This is a genomic window from Aeromonas sp. SER (genome assembly GCF_038739615.1).
Classification (GTDB): Bacteria; Pseudomonadota; Gammaproteobacteria; order Enterobacterales; family Aeromonadaceae; genus Aeromonas; species Aeromonas jandaei.
The window spans coordinates 145695-160453 of record NZ_JBCGFC010000002.1 but is presented as its reverse complement, the minus strand read 5'-3'; the positions used below and the strand labels follow the sequence as shown (position 1 = coordinate 160453).

Sequence of the window (14759 nt, the reverse complement as noted above, 5' to 3'; positions counted from 1 at the left end):
ACCCTAGTGTGCCCAAGGTTATCGAAAGATTGCAATCAGGTTATGGCCAGTTTACCTGAAGGTCAGGCCAGAGGGTCTGCCACTGCTTCTCCTTGATGCGCTGGGTGAAGATCTGTTTGTCCTGGCGGCATCTGGGGTTGGCACTCACTTGCAACGACCAGTTGATGGCAAAGCCATAGGGGGCAAGCCACTCGAACTCGCCATCTTTGGTCAGGCGCACGCCGATGCAGGTGGGCACCTCGACCCAGTGGCTGAGCGCCTCCATGCTGCTGGTAAACGGCGCTACCAGTTGGCGAGTGTGCATGCGGGCCTGATTGCGCACCTCCCACTGTTGGCCGGGCAGCCGTTTGGCGAGCCAGGCTTCGTGCTCCGCTTCGGCCAGCCCTTGCGGGTCGCTGCTATCGAGGTAGATAAGGTCGATATCGTTGAGCGGGGTGGGCTTGGTTTTGTGGTGGAGATGATCCCAGATGAGGTTGCGGATAAAGCCGGCCCCCAGCGCCCAGTCGGGCAGATTGAGCTCGGCGGCAGCCTGCAGGCAGGCCATCCGCTGCGGATCGGCCCGCAGCAGCGCTTCGGTGTTGGCTTGGAAGGCGTGTTCTTGCTTGGGATCTAATGGCTCAACTATTGGCATTTCGGCGTAACCAGACGTCAATGTAACTGCAGCTGGGCACTATAGTGAGCCCCTCTGCCTGAGTCCAGTTGAAGAGGGCGCGGGCCAGCTGATCGGCAATCCCCTGCACCCGCAGCTCGGGGGGGACAAAGGTGCTGTAGGCATCGATGGTCTTGGCATCGAGGCGCCGGTAGCGCAATCTCGACTCCTTTCCCTCCACCATACAGGTGAATTGCTGCTGGTTGGCCTGATGAATGATGTCGCTCATGGTGGGCACCTCTGGCATGAAGATGGCTGTCTGCACAATAACTGTTAGCCAAGGTATAGAACAGATAACGGCAGCATGGGGTCAATATCCTCCCCTGATGTCTCCTCTCTGTGTCATATCGGGATCCTGCTCAAAAGATACCCGGCACTCTGCCGGGTATCTTTTGTCTGCGTGATTCAGGCCCAGGCCCGCTCCAGCAGAGTGAGCAACTGCTCACGGTCGGCATCCTTGCGATTGAACAGCATGGCACCGTCGTTGACGGCCAGATCCCGTATCTCCCCGAGCAGCGAGCGATCGCTTACCCCCGCCTCGCTCATGGTTCGCGGCAGCTTGACCGCCTGCCACAGGGTATCGCGCAGGGTACGGATGGCGGTGATGGTCGCCTCGGCCCGCTGGTGGGCCGGGGTGGCGGCAAAGCGCTCGGCCCCCACCAGCGGCAGCAGCAGGCGGGCCAACTCGTTATCCACCTCGGGGCGGTTGTAGTCGAGCACGGTAGGCAGGAAGAGGTTCATGCACAGGCCGTGGGGCAGATGGCAGCGCGCCCCCAGACTGTGGCCGAGGGCATGCACCAGCCCCACCATGGAGTTGGAGAAGGCCATGCCCGCCAGTGTGGAACCTTCAGCCAGCTGCAGCCGCAACTGCTTGTTTTGCGGATCCTTGAGGATGAGAGGCAGGGCATTGGCGATCTTCTCTACCGCCATCAGGGCCAGCGCATCGCTCACCGGGTTTTTGGCGGTGCCGATAAATGCCTCGATGGCATGGGTCATGGCATCCATGGCGGTGGCGGCGGTGATGTTGAGGGGCAGTCCCTGAGTCAGACGCGGGTCGAGCACCGCCAGCTGCGGCAGCAGGAAGGGGGAGGTGAAGGGCACCTTGCGCCCGCTCGCCTCATCCTTGATCACCGCCACCAGCGTTACCTCGGAACCTGTGCCTGCTGTGGTCGGCACCACCGCCAGCGGCTTGAGAGGACGGGTGAGGCAGCCCGCGCCCGAGTAGTCGAGCAGGTGTTCACCGCCCATGGATGCCAGGATATTGGCCGCCTTGGCGGTGTCGATGACCGAGCCGCCCCCCAGTGCCACCAGACTGTCGCAATCGAGCTCGGCGTAGCGTTTGGCGATCCGCTCCACCACTGCGGTGGAGGAGTCAGCCGGGATCTCGTCCCAGATAGCGGCGACCGGCAGCTCCCCCTCGGCCAGTACATTGGCCAGCAGGGTGGCAAGACCGGTGGCATTGACCCCCTTGTCGGTCAGCAGCAGCGGGCGGCGAGCACCAAGGCTTGCCAGTTCGCTGGCCAGCTGCTCCAGCGCCTGTTCTCCGGCCAGCAGTTTGACCGGACAGAAAAAATCGTAATAGCGGCTCATATCAAGGCTCCTTGCGCTCAGCCGGTTACCAGACCCAGATAGATATTGCAGGCACGGCCAAGCTTGTTGTGCTGGGCCGGATAGTGGCGCAGCAGCGGCCGCGCGATAAAGGCAGGCAGGATCAGGGACTGCAACTGCTCAAGCCCCCGCACCAGATGCATGGCGGTGGTCAGATCCCCCTCTACCAGCAGCCGGTTTTCACTGAACGCCTGATTGACCCCGAGCCGAAAGCTCAAGGCGCGAAACGCGATATTGGGGTGCTTGAAGCGCACCCGCAGCGGATGGATGGTGGCATGGGGTGCAGCTGGCGCACCGGGATACCAGCGCCCTCCTGCTTTATGCATGTTCATGGCGTAAGCAAGCCCCCCCACCTCGAGGCGAATGGCCAGGCCATCCGGCAAGGGGGCCAGTTCGCGGCGCACCGCCTCGTCGATACGGGCGGCGCGGCAGAGAGTACGGCCCACCACCCAGAGCAGAGTGGTGATCCAGAGGCGGCGGCCCAGTGCGGCCAGAGATTCAACGGTCGGAGTTGTCATAGGGGTTGGCTCCTGAGATGGCTGACCAGAAGAGGGCAAAGGCACTGGCTTGCCAGTGGGCATCCTGCCCAAGCTCGGGTTGATCGACAAAGAGTGATGCGCAGGCGAGGAACTGCCCCTGACACACCTCCAGCAACAGTGGCGCGGGGGCCTGCATCAGTTCGCCGCTGGCCTGCCCCTTTGCCAGCAGGGTGGGCAGAAAGCGCAGAGCATCGTTCAAGATCTGGCTGCGGGCCGGGCGGGCCAGCAGAGGGGAGTGAAAGAAACCCAGCACAAATTTGAGCTCGTTGGGATGGGCCAGCATCCAGCTCATCGCCTGCTGCCAGTAGTGGTGGATCTGCTCGCGCAGTGCCAGCTCGGGATCGGCTTCGCAGATGGCAGCGCCCATCCGGGCCTTCACATCCTGATAGAGCTGGAGGATGAGTGCCTCCTTGCTCGGAAAGTGGTGGAACAGGGTGCCGTTGGCGACCCCGGCCGCCTTGGCAATGCGGGCGGTGGCTGCCCCCTGCAGACCATCTTCGGCGCAGAGGGCGAGGGCGGCATCCAGAATTTGGCGGCGCTTGTCGGTCATGGCGGGCTCCGTCAACGCAGGAAGAAAGCCATCATCAGCTTCTGGATCCAGCTGTTGTAGGGCGGATGGATCAGGGAGCCGGTGGTGAACTTGCCGCGGGTCAGCACGGTTTTCGCCTTGGAGAAGGTGAGAAAGCCCTCGTGCCCGTGGTAGTGGCCCATGCCGGAGGCGCCGATGCCGCCAAACGGCACATCATCGGCCGCCACCTGGAACAGGCTCTCGTTGATGGCCATTCCGCCGGAGTGGGTCTCCCGGGTCACCCGCGCCTGCAGCTCGGGATCGAAGCTCATCAGGTAGAGAGCCAGCGGGCGGGGCCGTTCGGCGATATAGGCGAGCGCCTCCTCCAGGGTGTCGTAGGGGATGAGCGGCAGCAGCGGGCCGAAGATCTCTTGCTGTATCACCTGACAGTGGCCCGGCACCCCGGTCAGCAGATGCGGGGCCAGAAGGCGGCGCTGATCATCCCGCGCCGGAGTGGCGCAGGGGTGGAGCTGGGCTCCCGCCTGTTTGGCCTCATCGAGCCAGCTGACCAGCCGCTGATACTGGCGATCGTTGATGATGGCGCCGTAGTCGGGGCTGGCGAGCCCGGCAGGGTAGAGCTTGGCAAAGTGGTTGCGATAGGCGGCGATAAAGTTCTCCACCTCGCTGCGGGGCAGCAGCACATAGTCGGGGGCAACGCAGATCTGGCCGGCGTTGAGGCTCTTGCCGAAGATCATCCGCTCGATGGCGGTCTCAACCGGCATGTCGGGGGCGATGAGGCAAGGGCTCTTGCCACCCAGCTCAAGGGTGAGCGGGGTGAGCTGGGGCGCGGCGGCGGCCATCACCAGCTTGCCAACCATGGTGGAGCCGGTGAACAGCAGGTGATCGAAGGGGAGCGAGCTGAATGCGGCCGCCATCTGGGCATCTCCCTCGATGACGGCGATCTCGTCCTCATTGAAGGTGCTGGTGAGCAGGGCTCGCAGTACGGCGTTGGTATGGGGAGTGAACTCGGAAAGCTTCAGCATCGCCCGGTTACCTGCCGCGATGGCGGTGATGAGCGGGCCAAGGCTCAGCATCACCGGAAAGTTCCACGGCACGATAATGCCGACCACCCCGAGCGGCTGGAAGTGTACCTCCACTTTGGCGGGGGCGAGCAGCAGACCGGCATGGCGACGATGGGGCTGCATCCAGCGCTTGAGCCGCTTCTGGGTGTAGTTGATCTGCATGATGCAGGGGAGAATGTCGGCGATTTGGCTGTCGTAGTGGCTGCGCTGGCCATAATCCTGCGCCAGCGCCGTGCAGAGCTGCTCCTTGTGAGCCAGCAGCGCCCGCTTGAGTTTGGTCAGCTGGGTTCGCCGCTCGGCCAGCGTCGGCATGGGGTGTTCCCGGCTCGCCCGTTTGAGCCGCTCCAACTGCTCGGGCAGGGCCAGCTTGATGGCGAGGATATCCTCCGGACTGTGCTGATGCGGTGCGACTCCCATGATCTTCTCCGTCTGAAAAACAACCGACTGATTGGTCGGTCTAAATCTAGTCGTTTGTTGCGCAAGTGTAAAGCTGGCATCATCTGCCTCTGTCACCGGCAGCTGGACGCAAGAGAGAACTGTGTTCCTCCCCACACTTTTGTGGTTTGCTCGTTGGTGGCTTATCCAATAAGAGGTAGTTATTGGCTATTCACATGCACGGAGGGAGCACTATGACCAGGGAATTGAACAGCTTGTTGACCCGGCTTGAAGATGTGGTTGAGCGGATGCCGGATTGCTTCAACACTTACGAATTTGCCCAGAAGCTGGCGCTGCAGTATCAGCCGGAGTTCTTTGCCGCCGGCCACTCGCTGGCCGAGCACGAAGGCAAGGTGTTGCGGGTGCTGCATCAGAAGATTGCCGAGGCGCTGGCCAGCTGCGATGCGGTGATTGAAGGGGCTCTGCTCCCCTGTGTGACTCCCTGGGGAGAGAAGTCCACCTCGCCGCGTTGGCACCGTAAACGCTGAGTGGCGGGAACCTGGTTCCTGCACAATGAGATAATGAATCGTACTGGCGCGGCCCAAGTGGCCGCGCCATTTTTTGTTGTGTGGGTTGTGGATCGTTGATGCGATACCGGAAAGTGCAAACAAAGGTTCAGGGTGTGATCCCCTGCCGGGATAAAGGACGGTGAGCCCGGTAGACTCCCCCTTTTGTCGTTGCAGGGAGGTCATATGACTGACAAGATCCAGACTCACAAGATTATTCTCGACACCGATCCGGGCATCGACGATGCCATGGCCATCCTCTTTGCCGAGGCGCACCCCGCCATCGAGCTGCTCGCCATCACCACAGTTTTTGGCAACGCCACCATCGCCAATGGCACCCGCAACGCCCTCTGGCTCAAGCAGAAGTACGGCATGAAAGCGGATGTGGCCAAAGGCGCTGCCTCCCCGCTGCTGCGCGAACCGGTCGGCCCCACCACCATAGTTCACGGCCCGAGCGGCTTTGGTGACCTGGAGGCGGGAGAGGTGAGTATTGCGCCCGATCCCCATCCCGCCTGGCAGTACATTGTCGAGGCGGTCAAAGCGGCGCCGGGGGAGATCACTCTCGTTACCATCGGGCCCCTGACCAATCTGGCGCTGGCGCTGCAGCAGGCGCCCGAGATTGTTTCACTGGTGAAACAGGTTGTGGTGATGGGGGGCGCTTTTGGTATCAATGGTCATCGCGGCAACGTCACCCCCTATGCCGAGGCCAATATCCACGATGATCCCGATGCTGCCGACCGGGTCTTTACTGCCGACTGGCCGGTGGTGATCATCGGGCTGGATGTGACCCAGCAGAGCTTTTTCAGCGGCGACTATCTCGATGCGCTGCGTGACGAAGCGGGCGAGCCGGGCCAGTTCCTGTGGGATGTGAGCCGCTTCTACCTGCGTTTTTACTCGGAGAAGCTGGGGCTCTCCGGCTGCCATGTCCACGACCCGTCCGCCATCGCCTATGTCATTGACCCGACTCTCTTTACCCTGCGTGAGGGGCCGGTGCGGGTGATCAACAGTGGCCCGGCCATCGGTCATACTCTGCAAAAGTTCGATGGCAAGCGCCACTCCCACGATGGCTGGGCCGATTTTCGTCCGCAGCAGGTCGGGGTGGCTGTGTGTGATGAGGCGCTGCTCGCCCTCTATCGCGAGACGCTGGTGGCCTGGGGCAAGCGCCGTTAAACGTCCCCGACGGTCTGGCGGTGATCCTTGGTGGCGCGCGTTGCGTTGTGGCTGTGATCCCCGCCAAACAATCGCGGCGTTCAGGCGCTTATACTGTCTGATATCAAGACGTTAGGAGGGATTGGGATGGCCTGGATTTCCTTGATAGTGGCGATAGCCCTGATCTGGTGGTTGATGAAGCTGGGGCGTGGTGCCCTGTTCGAGATCCGCCTTACACCCGGCAAGGTGGTGGTCAAGCAGGGCAAGGTATCGCCCGCCTTTATTGAGCATGCCAAGCAGATCCTGCGCCACGAAACAGTGCGTGGGCGCATTGTGGGACATCGCGATGGCGACGGGGTCAAGCTGGTCTTCTCCCGCTCCATTCCCGAGCCGGTGGCCCAGCGTTTTCGCAATATCTTCCCCTATGGCGACTATCGTCACGTCGCCGCCCCGGGCGCCAAGCCGCGCAAAGGGTAAAAGCAGTCCGAGTGCATCAGATAGCAAACGGGCCTCCAGTGGAGGCCCGTTTTTTATGGCGCTTGGCCAAGCGAGAGCGGCTTGCCCTTACTCCTTGCCGTGCAGCTCGCGCTGGGCCTTGACGGCAGCAGCCTTGATCGCCTGCCCCTCGTTGCCCCAGGAGGCGCGCAACGTATTGACCAGCTCGGCGATCCGCTCGTCATCCATGGTCCAGCCGTAACCCGGCATGTGGTAGCCGAGATGACCGCGGGTGACGGGCGTTTCGGCGCCATGCAGCAGCACGTTGAGCAGGCTCGCCGGATCGTCCGCCAGCACGGTGCGGTTGTTTACCAGCGAGGGGATGACGTGGTCATTGCCCTTGCCATCGACCCCGTGGCAGGTGGAACAGTACATGGCGTAGTCCGCCTTGCCGCCGGCACTGGCATAGGCGCGGGCACCTTTCGCTACCGCCGGCTCCTCTTTCAGGTCGGTGAGGTAGGTGGCGATGCTGGCCAGATCGGCGTCGCTGAAATACTGGCTGCTGTGAGTGATCACTTCCGCCATCGGGCCTGCGACCGCCTGATGCTGGCTGCGGCCGGTTTTCAGCAGGTCGATCAGCGCCTGCTTGTCGTAGCGGCTGCCGCGAATATCGGGGGCATACCAGCCGTCGAGGGCGGCACCGCTCAGGTAGACGGGATCCGCCTCGGTCAGCGCTTTCTCCTGCATGCCAAGCCCGCGCGGGGTGTGGCAGCTGCCGCAGTGACCGGCACCCTGCACCAGATAGGCACCGCGGTTCCACTCCTTGCTCTTGCCAGCGACCGGGGTGAAGCGGCTGTCGTCGTGATAGACCCAGTTCCACCCCATCAGCGGCCAGCGCATATTGAGCGGCCAGGGAATGTCGCTCTCCTTGTTGGCTATCGCCAGCGGCTGCACATCCTGCATCAGGTAGTGGTAGAGGGCGGTGAGATCCTCGTCGCTCATCTTGGCGTAGGCGGTGTAGGGCATGGCCGGATAGAGGCGATGCCCATCACGAGCCACCCCTTCGCGCATCACCTTGATGAACTCCGGCAGGCTGTAATTGCCGATGCCGTGACTCTTGTCGGGGGTGATGTTGGTGGCAAACACGGTGCCGATGGGGGTCGGGAACCCTTTGCCGCCAGCCAGCGGTTTGCTTGCCTCGCTGGTGTGACAGGCGGCGCAATCGCCCAGCTTGGCCACATACTCACCGGCCGACATGGCGGGTGCCGCGTGGGCGGCAAGGGCGGGCAGCGCCAGCAGCAGGGCGCTGGCAGTCAGTGACAGGGCGCGGCTCATTGGGCACCTCCCTTGGTCATGGCGACCAGCTCGTTGACGGCGCGCCACGCCTCGTCAATGGCGGCGTGGGCGTAGGGGCTCCAGCCCGAATCCGAGTTGGCGATAGTGATGTTGCCGACCGGCTTGCGACCAAGCTCGATCCACTTCTCGCACTGCTCCTCGTCATCAAACAGGGTATTGGTGACATAGGAGTAGCCGTGGGACCAGCGGTTGACCGTGATGGCGAGGATATCCTGCTCATGGTTGAAACCGGCGCTGCCCAGCATCCCTTGCAGCTGTTCGCGGATCATCTGTTCATGCTGCTCGAAGGGCATGCCGAGGATCATGGCGCGCCCCTTGCGGGACTGTTCGCGGGCCGACAGGCCGCTGCCCGGCAGGGTTGGTACATAGACCATGTGCAGGCACATTGGCTGATCCGGGCTCTTGGGATGCTCATAGCCACCCATGCTGACCGGATAGTCCAGCTTGACCCGGCTGTAAGGGGCTGCCGGGGAGTAGACCTCGTGCACCCCCAGCTTGACGAAGGCTTGCCAGTTTTTGATCACCACCTTGGTGTAGACCAGCGGTGCCTTGACGTTCTGGCGCAGCGCCTCTTTCTGGGGCTCCGGCATCTCGGGCACCATGTAGGGGATCATCATGTTGTAGCCAGCCATGATCGACTGTTTGGCGCGCACCCGGTGCAGTTTCCCTTCTTTGATATAGGTGACGTCCACTGCCAGCTTGCCATCGGCGAGGCGCACGTTTTTCGCCTGCAGGGCGGTACTGCCAAGGCGCAGCTGCACCTTGTGCTCCGGCAGATCGAGCTTGCTGTAGTCAAACTTGGCCAGCACCACATCCTGCATGGTGTGACCCGGTGCCACCTGCGGGATGAGCTTGCGCACCATCAGGCGGGTGAGACCGGCGTTGCCATCCGGGAAGTGGAAGATGTAGGGATCGTCCAGCTCAGCCTGCTCCTCGGCATCGAGCGGCGTCAGGTTGAGGCCGCCAAAGCCGGGCAGGGCACAGAGGCGGGCGTCGGCGCAGGCGGTAGCATCGATGCCGACAGCCTGAAAATCGTTGGTACGTTGCTGGAAGTAGGTGATGGCTCGTTCGCTCAGACCCACCTTGTCGCGCAGGAAGGTGGTGTAGCTGTTGCGGGTTATCCACTCATCCTGCTGCTCGCGGGTCATGCCGCTCAGGTAGTCGGTCTTCTCCTCGTGCAAGGCCAGCAGGGCGGCCTTGTCGGCATCATCGAGCGGGAAGTCACCGATAAACTCCGCCAGCGGACGGCCATTCAGGCGATCGCGCGGGATGTCATCCGCCACGTTATGGCCCGGATCACCGTTCACTATCTTGTTGACGCCAAAGTGCTTCTCGTCGAAATAGACGCCACGGCTGAGCCCCAGATCCGGATAGAAGCTCTGCTGGAAACCGGCGGCCAGCTCGTCGATGTTGACCTCCAGTGCCTTGAGCAGACCGAGCGCCACCGGGCTGTAGACCGAGCGCGGTGATTGCAGGGATTCACTGCCGCCGTAGCCCAGCCGCAGGCCATCGGGAGTGGTGAACTCGTTGCGCTTGGCGTGGCCGCCGAAGTCATCGTGGTTGTCGAGCAGGAGGATCTTTTTATCCGCGCCGAGCAGTTGCTGATAGAAGCAGGCGGCGGCCAGACCGCTGATGCCGGCGCCGACGATCACCAGATCGTACTCCCCCTCTAGGGGAACATTGGCAAAGTCATACTGTTTGCCATCGCGGGCGATGCTGTGGGCCGGTTCGAAAGAGCCCGGGTGGTTGCCGCGCAGGCCGGTGAGGGCGGGCGGGTAGACCAGCGTCTTGTCAGCCAGCGCGCTGCCGCCTTCGGCAGCCTTGAGCAGGTTGATGGGGGCGATGCCTGCTGCGATGGTGATGGCGACGCCATTGAGAAAATCTCTGCGTGTGATGCTCATGGCAATCCCTGTTGTTTGAAGCGTTGAAAAAAAAGCACAGAGCTGAAATGGTAGCTGGCAAGCAGCAAGGGGACGCAACCTACCGTCATATCCCGGTAGAGTCCATGGCTTTGATAATAACTTATTAAACAAAATGATGAAGCTTGTAATGGCCAAAACAGGGGTAGATGTCTCCGCTTTGCATATTTATGAGACAAAACCTTGCCGAATTCATGGAATTAATTTGAATTCAGTTTGATTAATTATGGTTTTGATTGAGTTCCTTTACGTTTTTCATATTTCCAGAGGGCACAAAAACAGTGCGGAAATAGTGCATGTATTTTATGCAGATAGTTCAAATCCCGTTATTTGACCATGAATAGTACAAGGTTAATTGTGTGCGGTTCTCTAGCTCTGGTGCCAAGCTGATTGAAATAAAAGCAGGATGCGATGAATTAATGATCAGCTTGTTTTATGCAGCCGGTTATTGGTCACGGGTTAACAACTGTTACATGCAAACGCCAACCTGGGAACAACATCGAGATTAATTTTTCATGTTGTTCACATAGTCAGGTTTTGTTCAGAATGATGCGTTTTTTTTACAACTTTAGCCTTGCGAAGATAAAGGACGCTGCATGAAACCTTTTGCATTAAAGAGGGGTTTGGGTGCTTTGCTGTTGCTCGCGGCCGCCGGCATGCTGACTGGCTGTGACATGGCTCTGATGAGCCCCAAAGGGCAGATTGGTCTGGAACAGAAATCACTGATACTGACGGCCCTTGGCCTGATGTTAATCGTGGTGATCCCTGTAATTATTATGGCCGTGGTATTTTCTCGTAAATACAGAGCTTCGAATACCGACGCCAAATATACCCCTGACTGGTCTCACTCCAACAAGATTGAAGCGGTTGTCTGGACCGTTCCCGTTATTATTATCGTTATTCTTGCCACCATTACCTGGAAAACATCTCACGAACTGGATCCTTACAAACCGCTGGATTCCACGGTGAAACCGATTCAGGTCGATGTTATTTCCCTCGACTGGAAATGGTTGTTTGTCTATCCAGAACTGGGTATTGCATCGGTTAATGAATTGGCGTTCCCGGTCAATACGCCGGTCAATTTCCGGGTCACCTCCGATACCGTGATGAACTCCTTCTTCATTCCGCGTCTGGGCGGCCAGATATATGCGATGGCAGGTATGCAGACCAAGTTGCACCTCATTGCCAACGAGCCAGGCCAGTATGACGGCATCTCCAGCAGCTACAGCGGTGCCGGTTTCTCGGGCATGAAGTTCAATGCCATCGCTACACCGGATCAGGCAGGTTTTGATGCCTGGGTTGCCAAGGTAAAGGCGTCGCCAAAACAGCTGATCACCATGGATCAGTTCAATGCGCTGGCCAAACCGAGCGAGTTCCATCCGGTGGAGTACTTCTCCAGTGCCGATCCGAAACTGTTTGTCACTCTGATCAACAAGTTCATGGGGGACATGAAGCACGGCCAGCATCAGGGGATGACCCACGAGATGCCCATGGCGCAGGGGGAGACCATGACCCATCAGGGGATGGATCACTCACAGATGAACCATGGCGACATGGCGCAAGACGAACACATGGATCATGCCGGCCATATGAAGATGGCAATGGATGACAACTCTGTGAAAGCGGGATCCGAGGAATAACGATGTTTGGAAAATTAACGCTCGACGCCATTCCGTACCATGAACCCATCATCATGGTGACGGTGGCCGGAATCATTCTGGGGGGGCTGGCTGTCGCCGGTCTCATCACCTATTTCGGCAAGTGGCAATATCTGTGGAAAGAGTGGCTCACCTCGGTGGATCACAAGCGCCTCGGGATCATGTATCTCATCCTCGGCATGGTCATGCTGCTGCGCGGCTTCGCCGATGCGGTGATGATGCGGACCCAGCAGGTGATGGCTTCGGCCGGCAGCGACGGCATTCTGCCACCCCATCACTACGACCAGATCTTCACCGCCCACGGCGTCATCATGATCTTCTTCGTGGCGATGCCACTGGTTATCGGTCTGATGAACATTGTGGTGCCGCTGCAGATCGGCGCCCGTGACGTGGCCTTCCCCTTCCTCAACAACGTGAGCTTCTGGTTCACCGCCGCCGCCGTGGTGCTGATCAACATCTCCCTCGGGGTTGGTGAATTTGCCCAGACCGGCTGGCTGGCCTATCCGCCGCTGTCGGGGCTGGAGTACAGCCCGGGGGTCGGGGTCGACTACTGGATCTGGAGTCTGCAGATCTCGGGGTTGGGCACCCTGCTGACCGGCGTCAACTTCTTCGCCACCATCATCAAGATGCGCGCCCCGGGCATGACCATGATGCGCCTGCCGGTGTTTACCTGGACGGCTCTGTGCGCCAACATCCTGATCATCGCCTCCTTCCCGATCCTGACCGTCACGGTGGCCCTGCTCACCGCCGACCGTTACCTCGGCACCCATTTCTTTACCAATGACATGGGTGGCAACATGATGATGTACATCAACCTGATCTGGGCCTGGGGTCACCCCGAGGTGTACATTCTGGTGCTGCCGGTGTTCGGGATCTTCTCCGAAGTGGTGGCCACCTTCAGCAAGAAGAAGCTGTTCGGTTATACCTCGCTGGTGTGGGCGACCGTCGCCATTACCGTGCTCTCCTTCATCGTCTGGCTGCACCACTTCTTCACCATGGGCTCCGGCGCCAACGTGAATGCCTTCTTCGGCATCACCACCATGATCATCTCCATCCCGACCGGGGTGAAGATCTTCAACTGGCTGTTTACCATGTACCGCGGTCGTATCGAGTTCACCTCGCCCATGTTGTGGACCGTCGGCTTCATCATCACCTTCAGCATCGGCGGCATGACCGGGGTACTGCTCTCGGTACCGGCGGCCAACTTCGTGCTGCACAACAGCCTGTTCCTGATCGCCCATTTCCACAACGTCATCATCGGCGGCGTGGTGTTTGGCTGCTTCGCCGGTATCACTTACTGGTTCCCGAAAGCGTTCGGCTTCAAGCTCAACGATGTGTGGGGCAAGCGCGCCTTCTGGTTCTGGATTGTCGGCTTCTTCGTTGCCTTCATGCCGCTCTACGTGCTGGGCTTCATGGGCATGACCCGTCGCGTCAGCCAGCATCTGGATCCCCAGTTCCATGGCTGGCTGGTAGTGGCTGCCTGTGGTGCCGCGCTGATTGCCGTGGGTGTGTTGTGTCAGGTGATCCAGCTGGTGGTCAGCATCCGCGACCGCGAGCAGAACCGCGATCTGACCGGTGACCCCTGGGGTGGCCGCACCCTGGAGTGGGCAACCTCTTCCCCGCCGCCCTTCTACAACTTCGCCATCGAGCCGAAGATCAAGGGACTGGATGCCTTCTGGGAAGCCAAGCAGGACGGTTCTGCCTATCAGCAACCCGAGCACTACGACCCGATCCATATGCCCAAGAACACCGGGGCCGGGGTCATCATCGCAGGCTTTGCCACCGTGTTTGGTTTTGCCATGGTGTGGCACATCTGGTGGATGGCCATCGTCGGCTTCATCGGCATGATTGCGAGCTGGATCATCCACAGCTTCAACGACGACGTGGATTACTACGTGCAGGTTGACGAGATCGAGCGGATCGAACGTCAGCATTTTGAAAATATCAACAAGGTGGCGTGAAGCAATGGCGACCGACGTTCTACATCACACTCACGACGGTGCCCATGACCATGGGCACCACGATGCCGGTGCCAACAAGGTATTCGGTTTCTGGATCTACCTGATGAGTGACTGCATCCTGTTTGCATGCCTGTTTGCAACTTATGCAGTCCTGGTCAACGGCACCGCCGGCGGCCCGAGCGGCAAGGATATCTTCGAGCTGCCGTTCGTGTTTGGCGAAACCATGCTGCTGCTCTTTAGCAGCATCACCTTCGGTTTTGCCATGCTGGCGATGAACAAGAACCAGCTATCCGCCGTCAACGGCTGGTTGCTGGTGACCTTCGTGCTGGGTGCCGGCTTTATCGCGATGGAGATCTACGAATTCCATCACCTGATCGCCGAGGGCTACGGCCCGGATCGCAGCGCTTTCCTCTCCGCCTTCTTCACCCTGGTCGGTACCCACGGTATCCACGTGACCAGCGGCCTTATCTGGATCATCGTGATGATGGTGTTGGTGGCCAAGAAGGGGCTGACCGATCGCAACCGCTCCCGCCTGATGTGCCTGAGCCTGTTCTGGCACTTCCTCGACGTGGTGTGGATCTGCGTCTTTACCGTGGTCTATCTGATGGGGGCAATGTAAATGAGTCATTCCGTTGACAATCACGGCGCCAGCCACGGCAGCGCCAAGAGCTATCTGACCGGCTTCGTGCTGTCAGTCATTCTGACCGCGATCCCGTTCTGGATGGTGATGGATGGCTCCGCCTCCCACGGGACCGTGCTGGCCACTGTGGTCGGCATGGCGGTGGTGCAGATCTTCGTCCATCTGGTCTACTTCCTGCACATGAATACCTCGTCCGAGGAGCGTTGGAATCTGGTGGCACTGGTCTTTACCGTGCTCATCATCGCCATCGTGATCGTGGGTTCCCTGTGGATCATGTACAACCTCAACATCAACATGATGGTCCACTGAGCAGG

At 60.1% G+C, this 14759-nt stretch carries 15 protein-coding genes; 7 read left to right on the top strand and 8 right to left on the bottom strand.

The genetic code is table 11. From position 1 onward, the window contains the following. Positions 1–40: 40 nt before the first annotated feature. The 6 genes from AAHA41_RS03585 to AAHA41_RS03560 form a co-directional block, all read right to left on the bottom strand. Positions 41–631 (bottom strand): nucleotidyltransferase family protein, encoded by a 591-nt coding sequence (locus tag AAHA41_RS03585; RefSeq protein WP_323069760.1) that lies wholly within the window; start codon positions 629–631, stop codon positions 41–43. Continuing rightward, positions 618–878: a GNAT family N-acetyltransferase gene (locus tag AAHA41_RS03580; protein WP_323069758.1), complete on the bottom strand. Its 261-nt coding sequence runs from the start codon at positions 876–878 to the stop codon at positions 618–620. Before AAHA41_RS03580 ends, AAHA41_RS03585 begins: the two co-directional genes overlap by 14 nt. Before the next feature lie 176 nt (positions 879–1054). After that, entirely contained in the window at positions 1055–2239 is a 1185-nt protein-coding gene (locus AAHA41_RS03575) for an iron-containing alcohol dehydrogenase (RefSeq protein ID WP_043849526.1), read from the bottom strand. 17 nt (positions 2240–2256) lie between these two features. Continuing rightward, positions 2257–2775, bottom strand: a complete 519-nt coding sequence (locus AAHA41_RS03570) for a hypothetical protein (protein WP_323069757.1) — start codon at positions 2773–2775, stop codon at positions 2257–2259. Further along, positions 2756–3346, bottom strand: coding sequence for a TetR/AcrR family transcriptional regulator (locus AAHA41_RS03565; protein WP_215801547.1), 591 nt, complete (start codon positions 3344–3346; stop codon positions 2756–2758). Before AAHA41_RS03565 ends, AAHA41_RS03570 begins: the two co-directional genes overlap by 20 nt. A gap of 11 nt (positions 3347–3357) precedes the next feature. Further along, positions 3358–4803, bottom strand: a complete 1446-nt coding sequence (locus AAHA41_RS03560) for a coniferyl aldehyde dehydrogenase (RefSeq protein WP_215801545.1) — start codon at positions 4801–4803, stop codon at positions 3358–3360. Positions 4804–5015: 212 nt separating this feature from the next. Between AAHA41_RS03560 and AAHA41_RS03555 the strand changes: the two genes are divergently transcribed. The 3 genes from AAHA41_RS03555 to AAHA41_RS03545 all read left to right on the top strand — a co-directional run bounded on the left by AAHA41_RS03555 (position 5016) and on the right by AAHA41_RS03545 (position 6953). After that, complete coding sequence (locus AAHA41_RS03555) at positions 5016–5309, top strand: hypothetical protein (RefSeq protein WP_019446630.1); 294 nt, start codon at positions 5016–5018, stop codon at positions 5307–5309. Positions 5310–5513: 204 nt separating this feature from the next. Next, positions 5514–6497 carry a nucleoside hydrolase gene (locus tag AAHA41_RS03550; protein ID WP_323069754.1) on the top strand — a complete coding sequence of 328 codons (984 nt, stop codon included), beginning with the start codon at positions 5514–5516 and terminating at the stop codon, positions 6495–6497. A 126-nt stretch (positions 6498–6623) separates the two neighbouring features. Continuing rightward, on the top strand, positions 6624–6953 hold the full coding sequence (locus tag AAHA41_RS03545) for a DUF3634 family protein (RefSeq protein WP_323069753.1): 330 nt from the start codon (positions 6624–6626) through the stop codon (positions 6951–6953). Between the two features lie 87 nt (positions 6954–7040). Here the strand turns inward: AAHA41_RS03545 and AAHA41_RS03540 are convergent, their stop codons facing one another. Both AAHA41_RS03540 and AAHA41_RS03535 read right to left on the bottom strand, forming a co-directional pair. Further along, positions 7041–8246 carry a c-type cytochrome gene (locus tag AAHA41_RS03540; protein ID WP_323069752.1) on the bottom strand — a complete coding sequence of 402 codons (1206 nt, stop codon included), beginning with the start codon at positions 8244–8246 and terminating at the stop codon, positions 7041–7043. Continuing rightward, positions 8243–10168, bottom strand: coding sequence for an NAD(P)-binding protein (locus AAHA41_RS03535; RefSeq protein WP_323069751.1), 1926 nt, complete (start codon positions 10166–10168; stop codon positions 8243–8245). The genes AAHA41_RS03540 and AAHA41_RS03535 overlap by 4 nt, the downstream gene beginning before the upstream one ends. 614 nt (positions 10169–10782) lie before the next feature. On the opposite strand from AAHA41_RS03535, the gene cyoA reads away from it, so the two are divergent. The 4 genes from cyoA to AAHA41_RS03515 are packed head-to-tail and all read left to right on the top strand — an operon-like array spanning position 10783 to position 14754. After that, on the top strand, positions 10783–11826 hold the full coding sequence (gene cyoA, locus AAHA41_RS03530) for a cytochrome o ubiquinol oxidase subunit II (protein WP_082044032.1): 1044 nt from the start codon (positions 10783–10785) through the stop codon (positions 11824–11826). A gap of 2 nt (positions 11827–11828) precedes the next feature. Then, positions 11829–13805 (top strand): cytochrome o ubiquinol oxidase subunit I, encoded by a 1977-nt coding sequence (gene cyoB, locus AAHA41_RS03525; protein WP_323070913.1) that lies wholly within the window; start codon positions 11829–11831, stop codon positions 13803–13805. A 4-nt stretch (positions 13806–13809) separates the two neighbouring features. Continuing rightward, positions 13810–14424 (top strand): cytochrome o ubiquinol oxidase subunit III, encoded by a 615-nt coding sequence (locus AAHA41_RS03520; RefSeq protein ID WP_043849519.1) that lies wholly within the window; start codon positions 13810–13812, stop codon positions 14422–14424. Beyond that, positions 14425–14754 (top strand): cytochrome o ubiquinol oxidase subunit IV, encoded by a 330-nt coding sequence (locus AAHA41_RS03515; RefSeq protein WP_033137864.1) that lies wholly within the window; start codon positions 14425–14427, stop codon positions 14752–14754. Positions 14755–14759: the final 5 nt, after the last annotated feature.

What these genes read in the sequence shown, in the direction of transcription:
- AAHA41_RS03585 (WP_323069760.1), bottom strand. Translation starts at nt 631, where the DNA reads ATGCCAATAGTTGAGCCATTAGATCCCAAGCAAGAACACGCCTTCCAA.
- AAHA41_RS03580 (WP_323069758.1), bottom strand. Translation starts at nt 878, where the DNA reads ATGAGCGACATCATTCATCAGGCCAACCAGCAGCAATTCACCTGTATG.
- AAHA41_RS03575 (WP_043849526.1), bottom strand. Translation starts at nt 2,239, where the DNA reads ATGAGCCGCTATTACGATTTTTTCTGTCCGGTCAAACTGCTGGCCGGA.
- AAHA41_RS03570 (WP_323069757.1), bottom strand. Translation starts at nt 2,775, where the DNA reads ATGACAACTCCGACCGTTGAATCTCTGGCCGCACTGGGCCGCCGCCTC.
- AAHA41_RS03565 (WP_215801547.1), bottom strand. Translation starts at nt 3,346, where the DNA reads ATGACCGACAAGCGCCGCCAAATTCTGGATGCCGCCCTCGCCCTCTGC.
- AAHA41_RS03560 (WP_215801545.1), bottom strand. Translation starts at nt 4,803, where the DNA reads ATGGGAGTCGCACCGCATCAGCACAGTCCGGAGGATATCCTCGCCATC.
- AAHA41_RS03555 (WP_019446630.1), top strand. Translation starts at nt 5,016, where the DNA reads ATGACCAGGGAATTGAACAGCTTGTTGACCCGGCTTGAAGATGTGGTT.
- AAHA41_RS03550 (WP_323069754.1), top strand. Translation starts at nt 5,514, where the DNA reads ATGACTGACAAGATCCAGACTCACAAGATTATTCTCGACACCGATCCG.
- AAHA41_RS03545 (WP_323069753.1), top strand. Translation starts at nt 6,624, where the DNA reads ATGGCCTGGATTTCCTTGATAGTGGCGATAGCCCTGATCTGGTGGTTG.
- AAHA41_RS03540 (WP_323069752.1), bottom strand. Translation starts at nt 8,246, where the DNA reads ATGAGCCGCGCCCTGTCACTGACTGCCAGCGCCCTGCTGCTGGCGCTG.
- AAHA41_RS03535 (WP_323069751.1), bottom strand. Translation starts at nt 10,168, where the DNA reads ATGAGCATCACACGCAGAGATTTTCTCAATGGCGTCGCCATCACCATC.
- cyoA (WP_082044032.1), top strand. Translation starts at nt 10,783, where the DNA reads ATGAAACCTTTTGCATTAAAGAGGGGTTTGGGTGCTTTGCTGTTGCTC.
- cyoB (WP_323070913.1), top strand. Translation starts at nt 11,829, where the DNA reads ATGTTTGGAAAATTAACGCTCGACGCCATTCCGTACCATGAACCCATC.
- AAHA41_RS03520 (WP_043849519.1), top strand. Translation starts at nt 13,810, where the DNA reads ATGGCGACCGACGTTCTACATCACACTCACGACGGTGCCCATGACCAT.
- AAHA41_RS03515 (WP_033137864.1), top strand. Translation starts at nt 14,425, where the DNA reads ATGAGTCATTCCGTTGACAATCACGGCGCCAGCCACGGCAGCGCCAAG.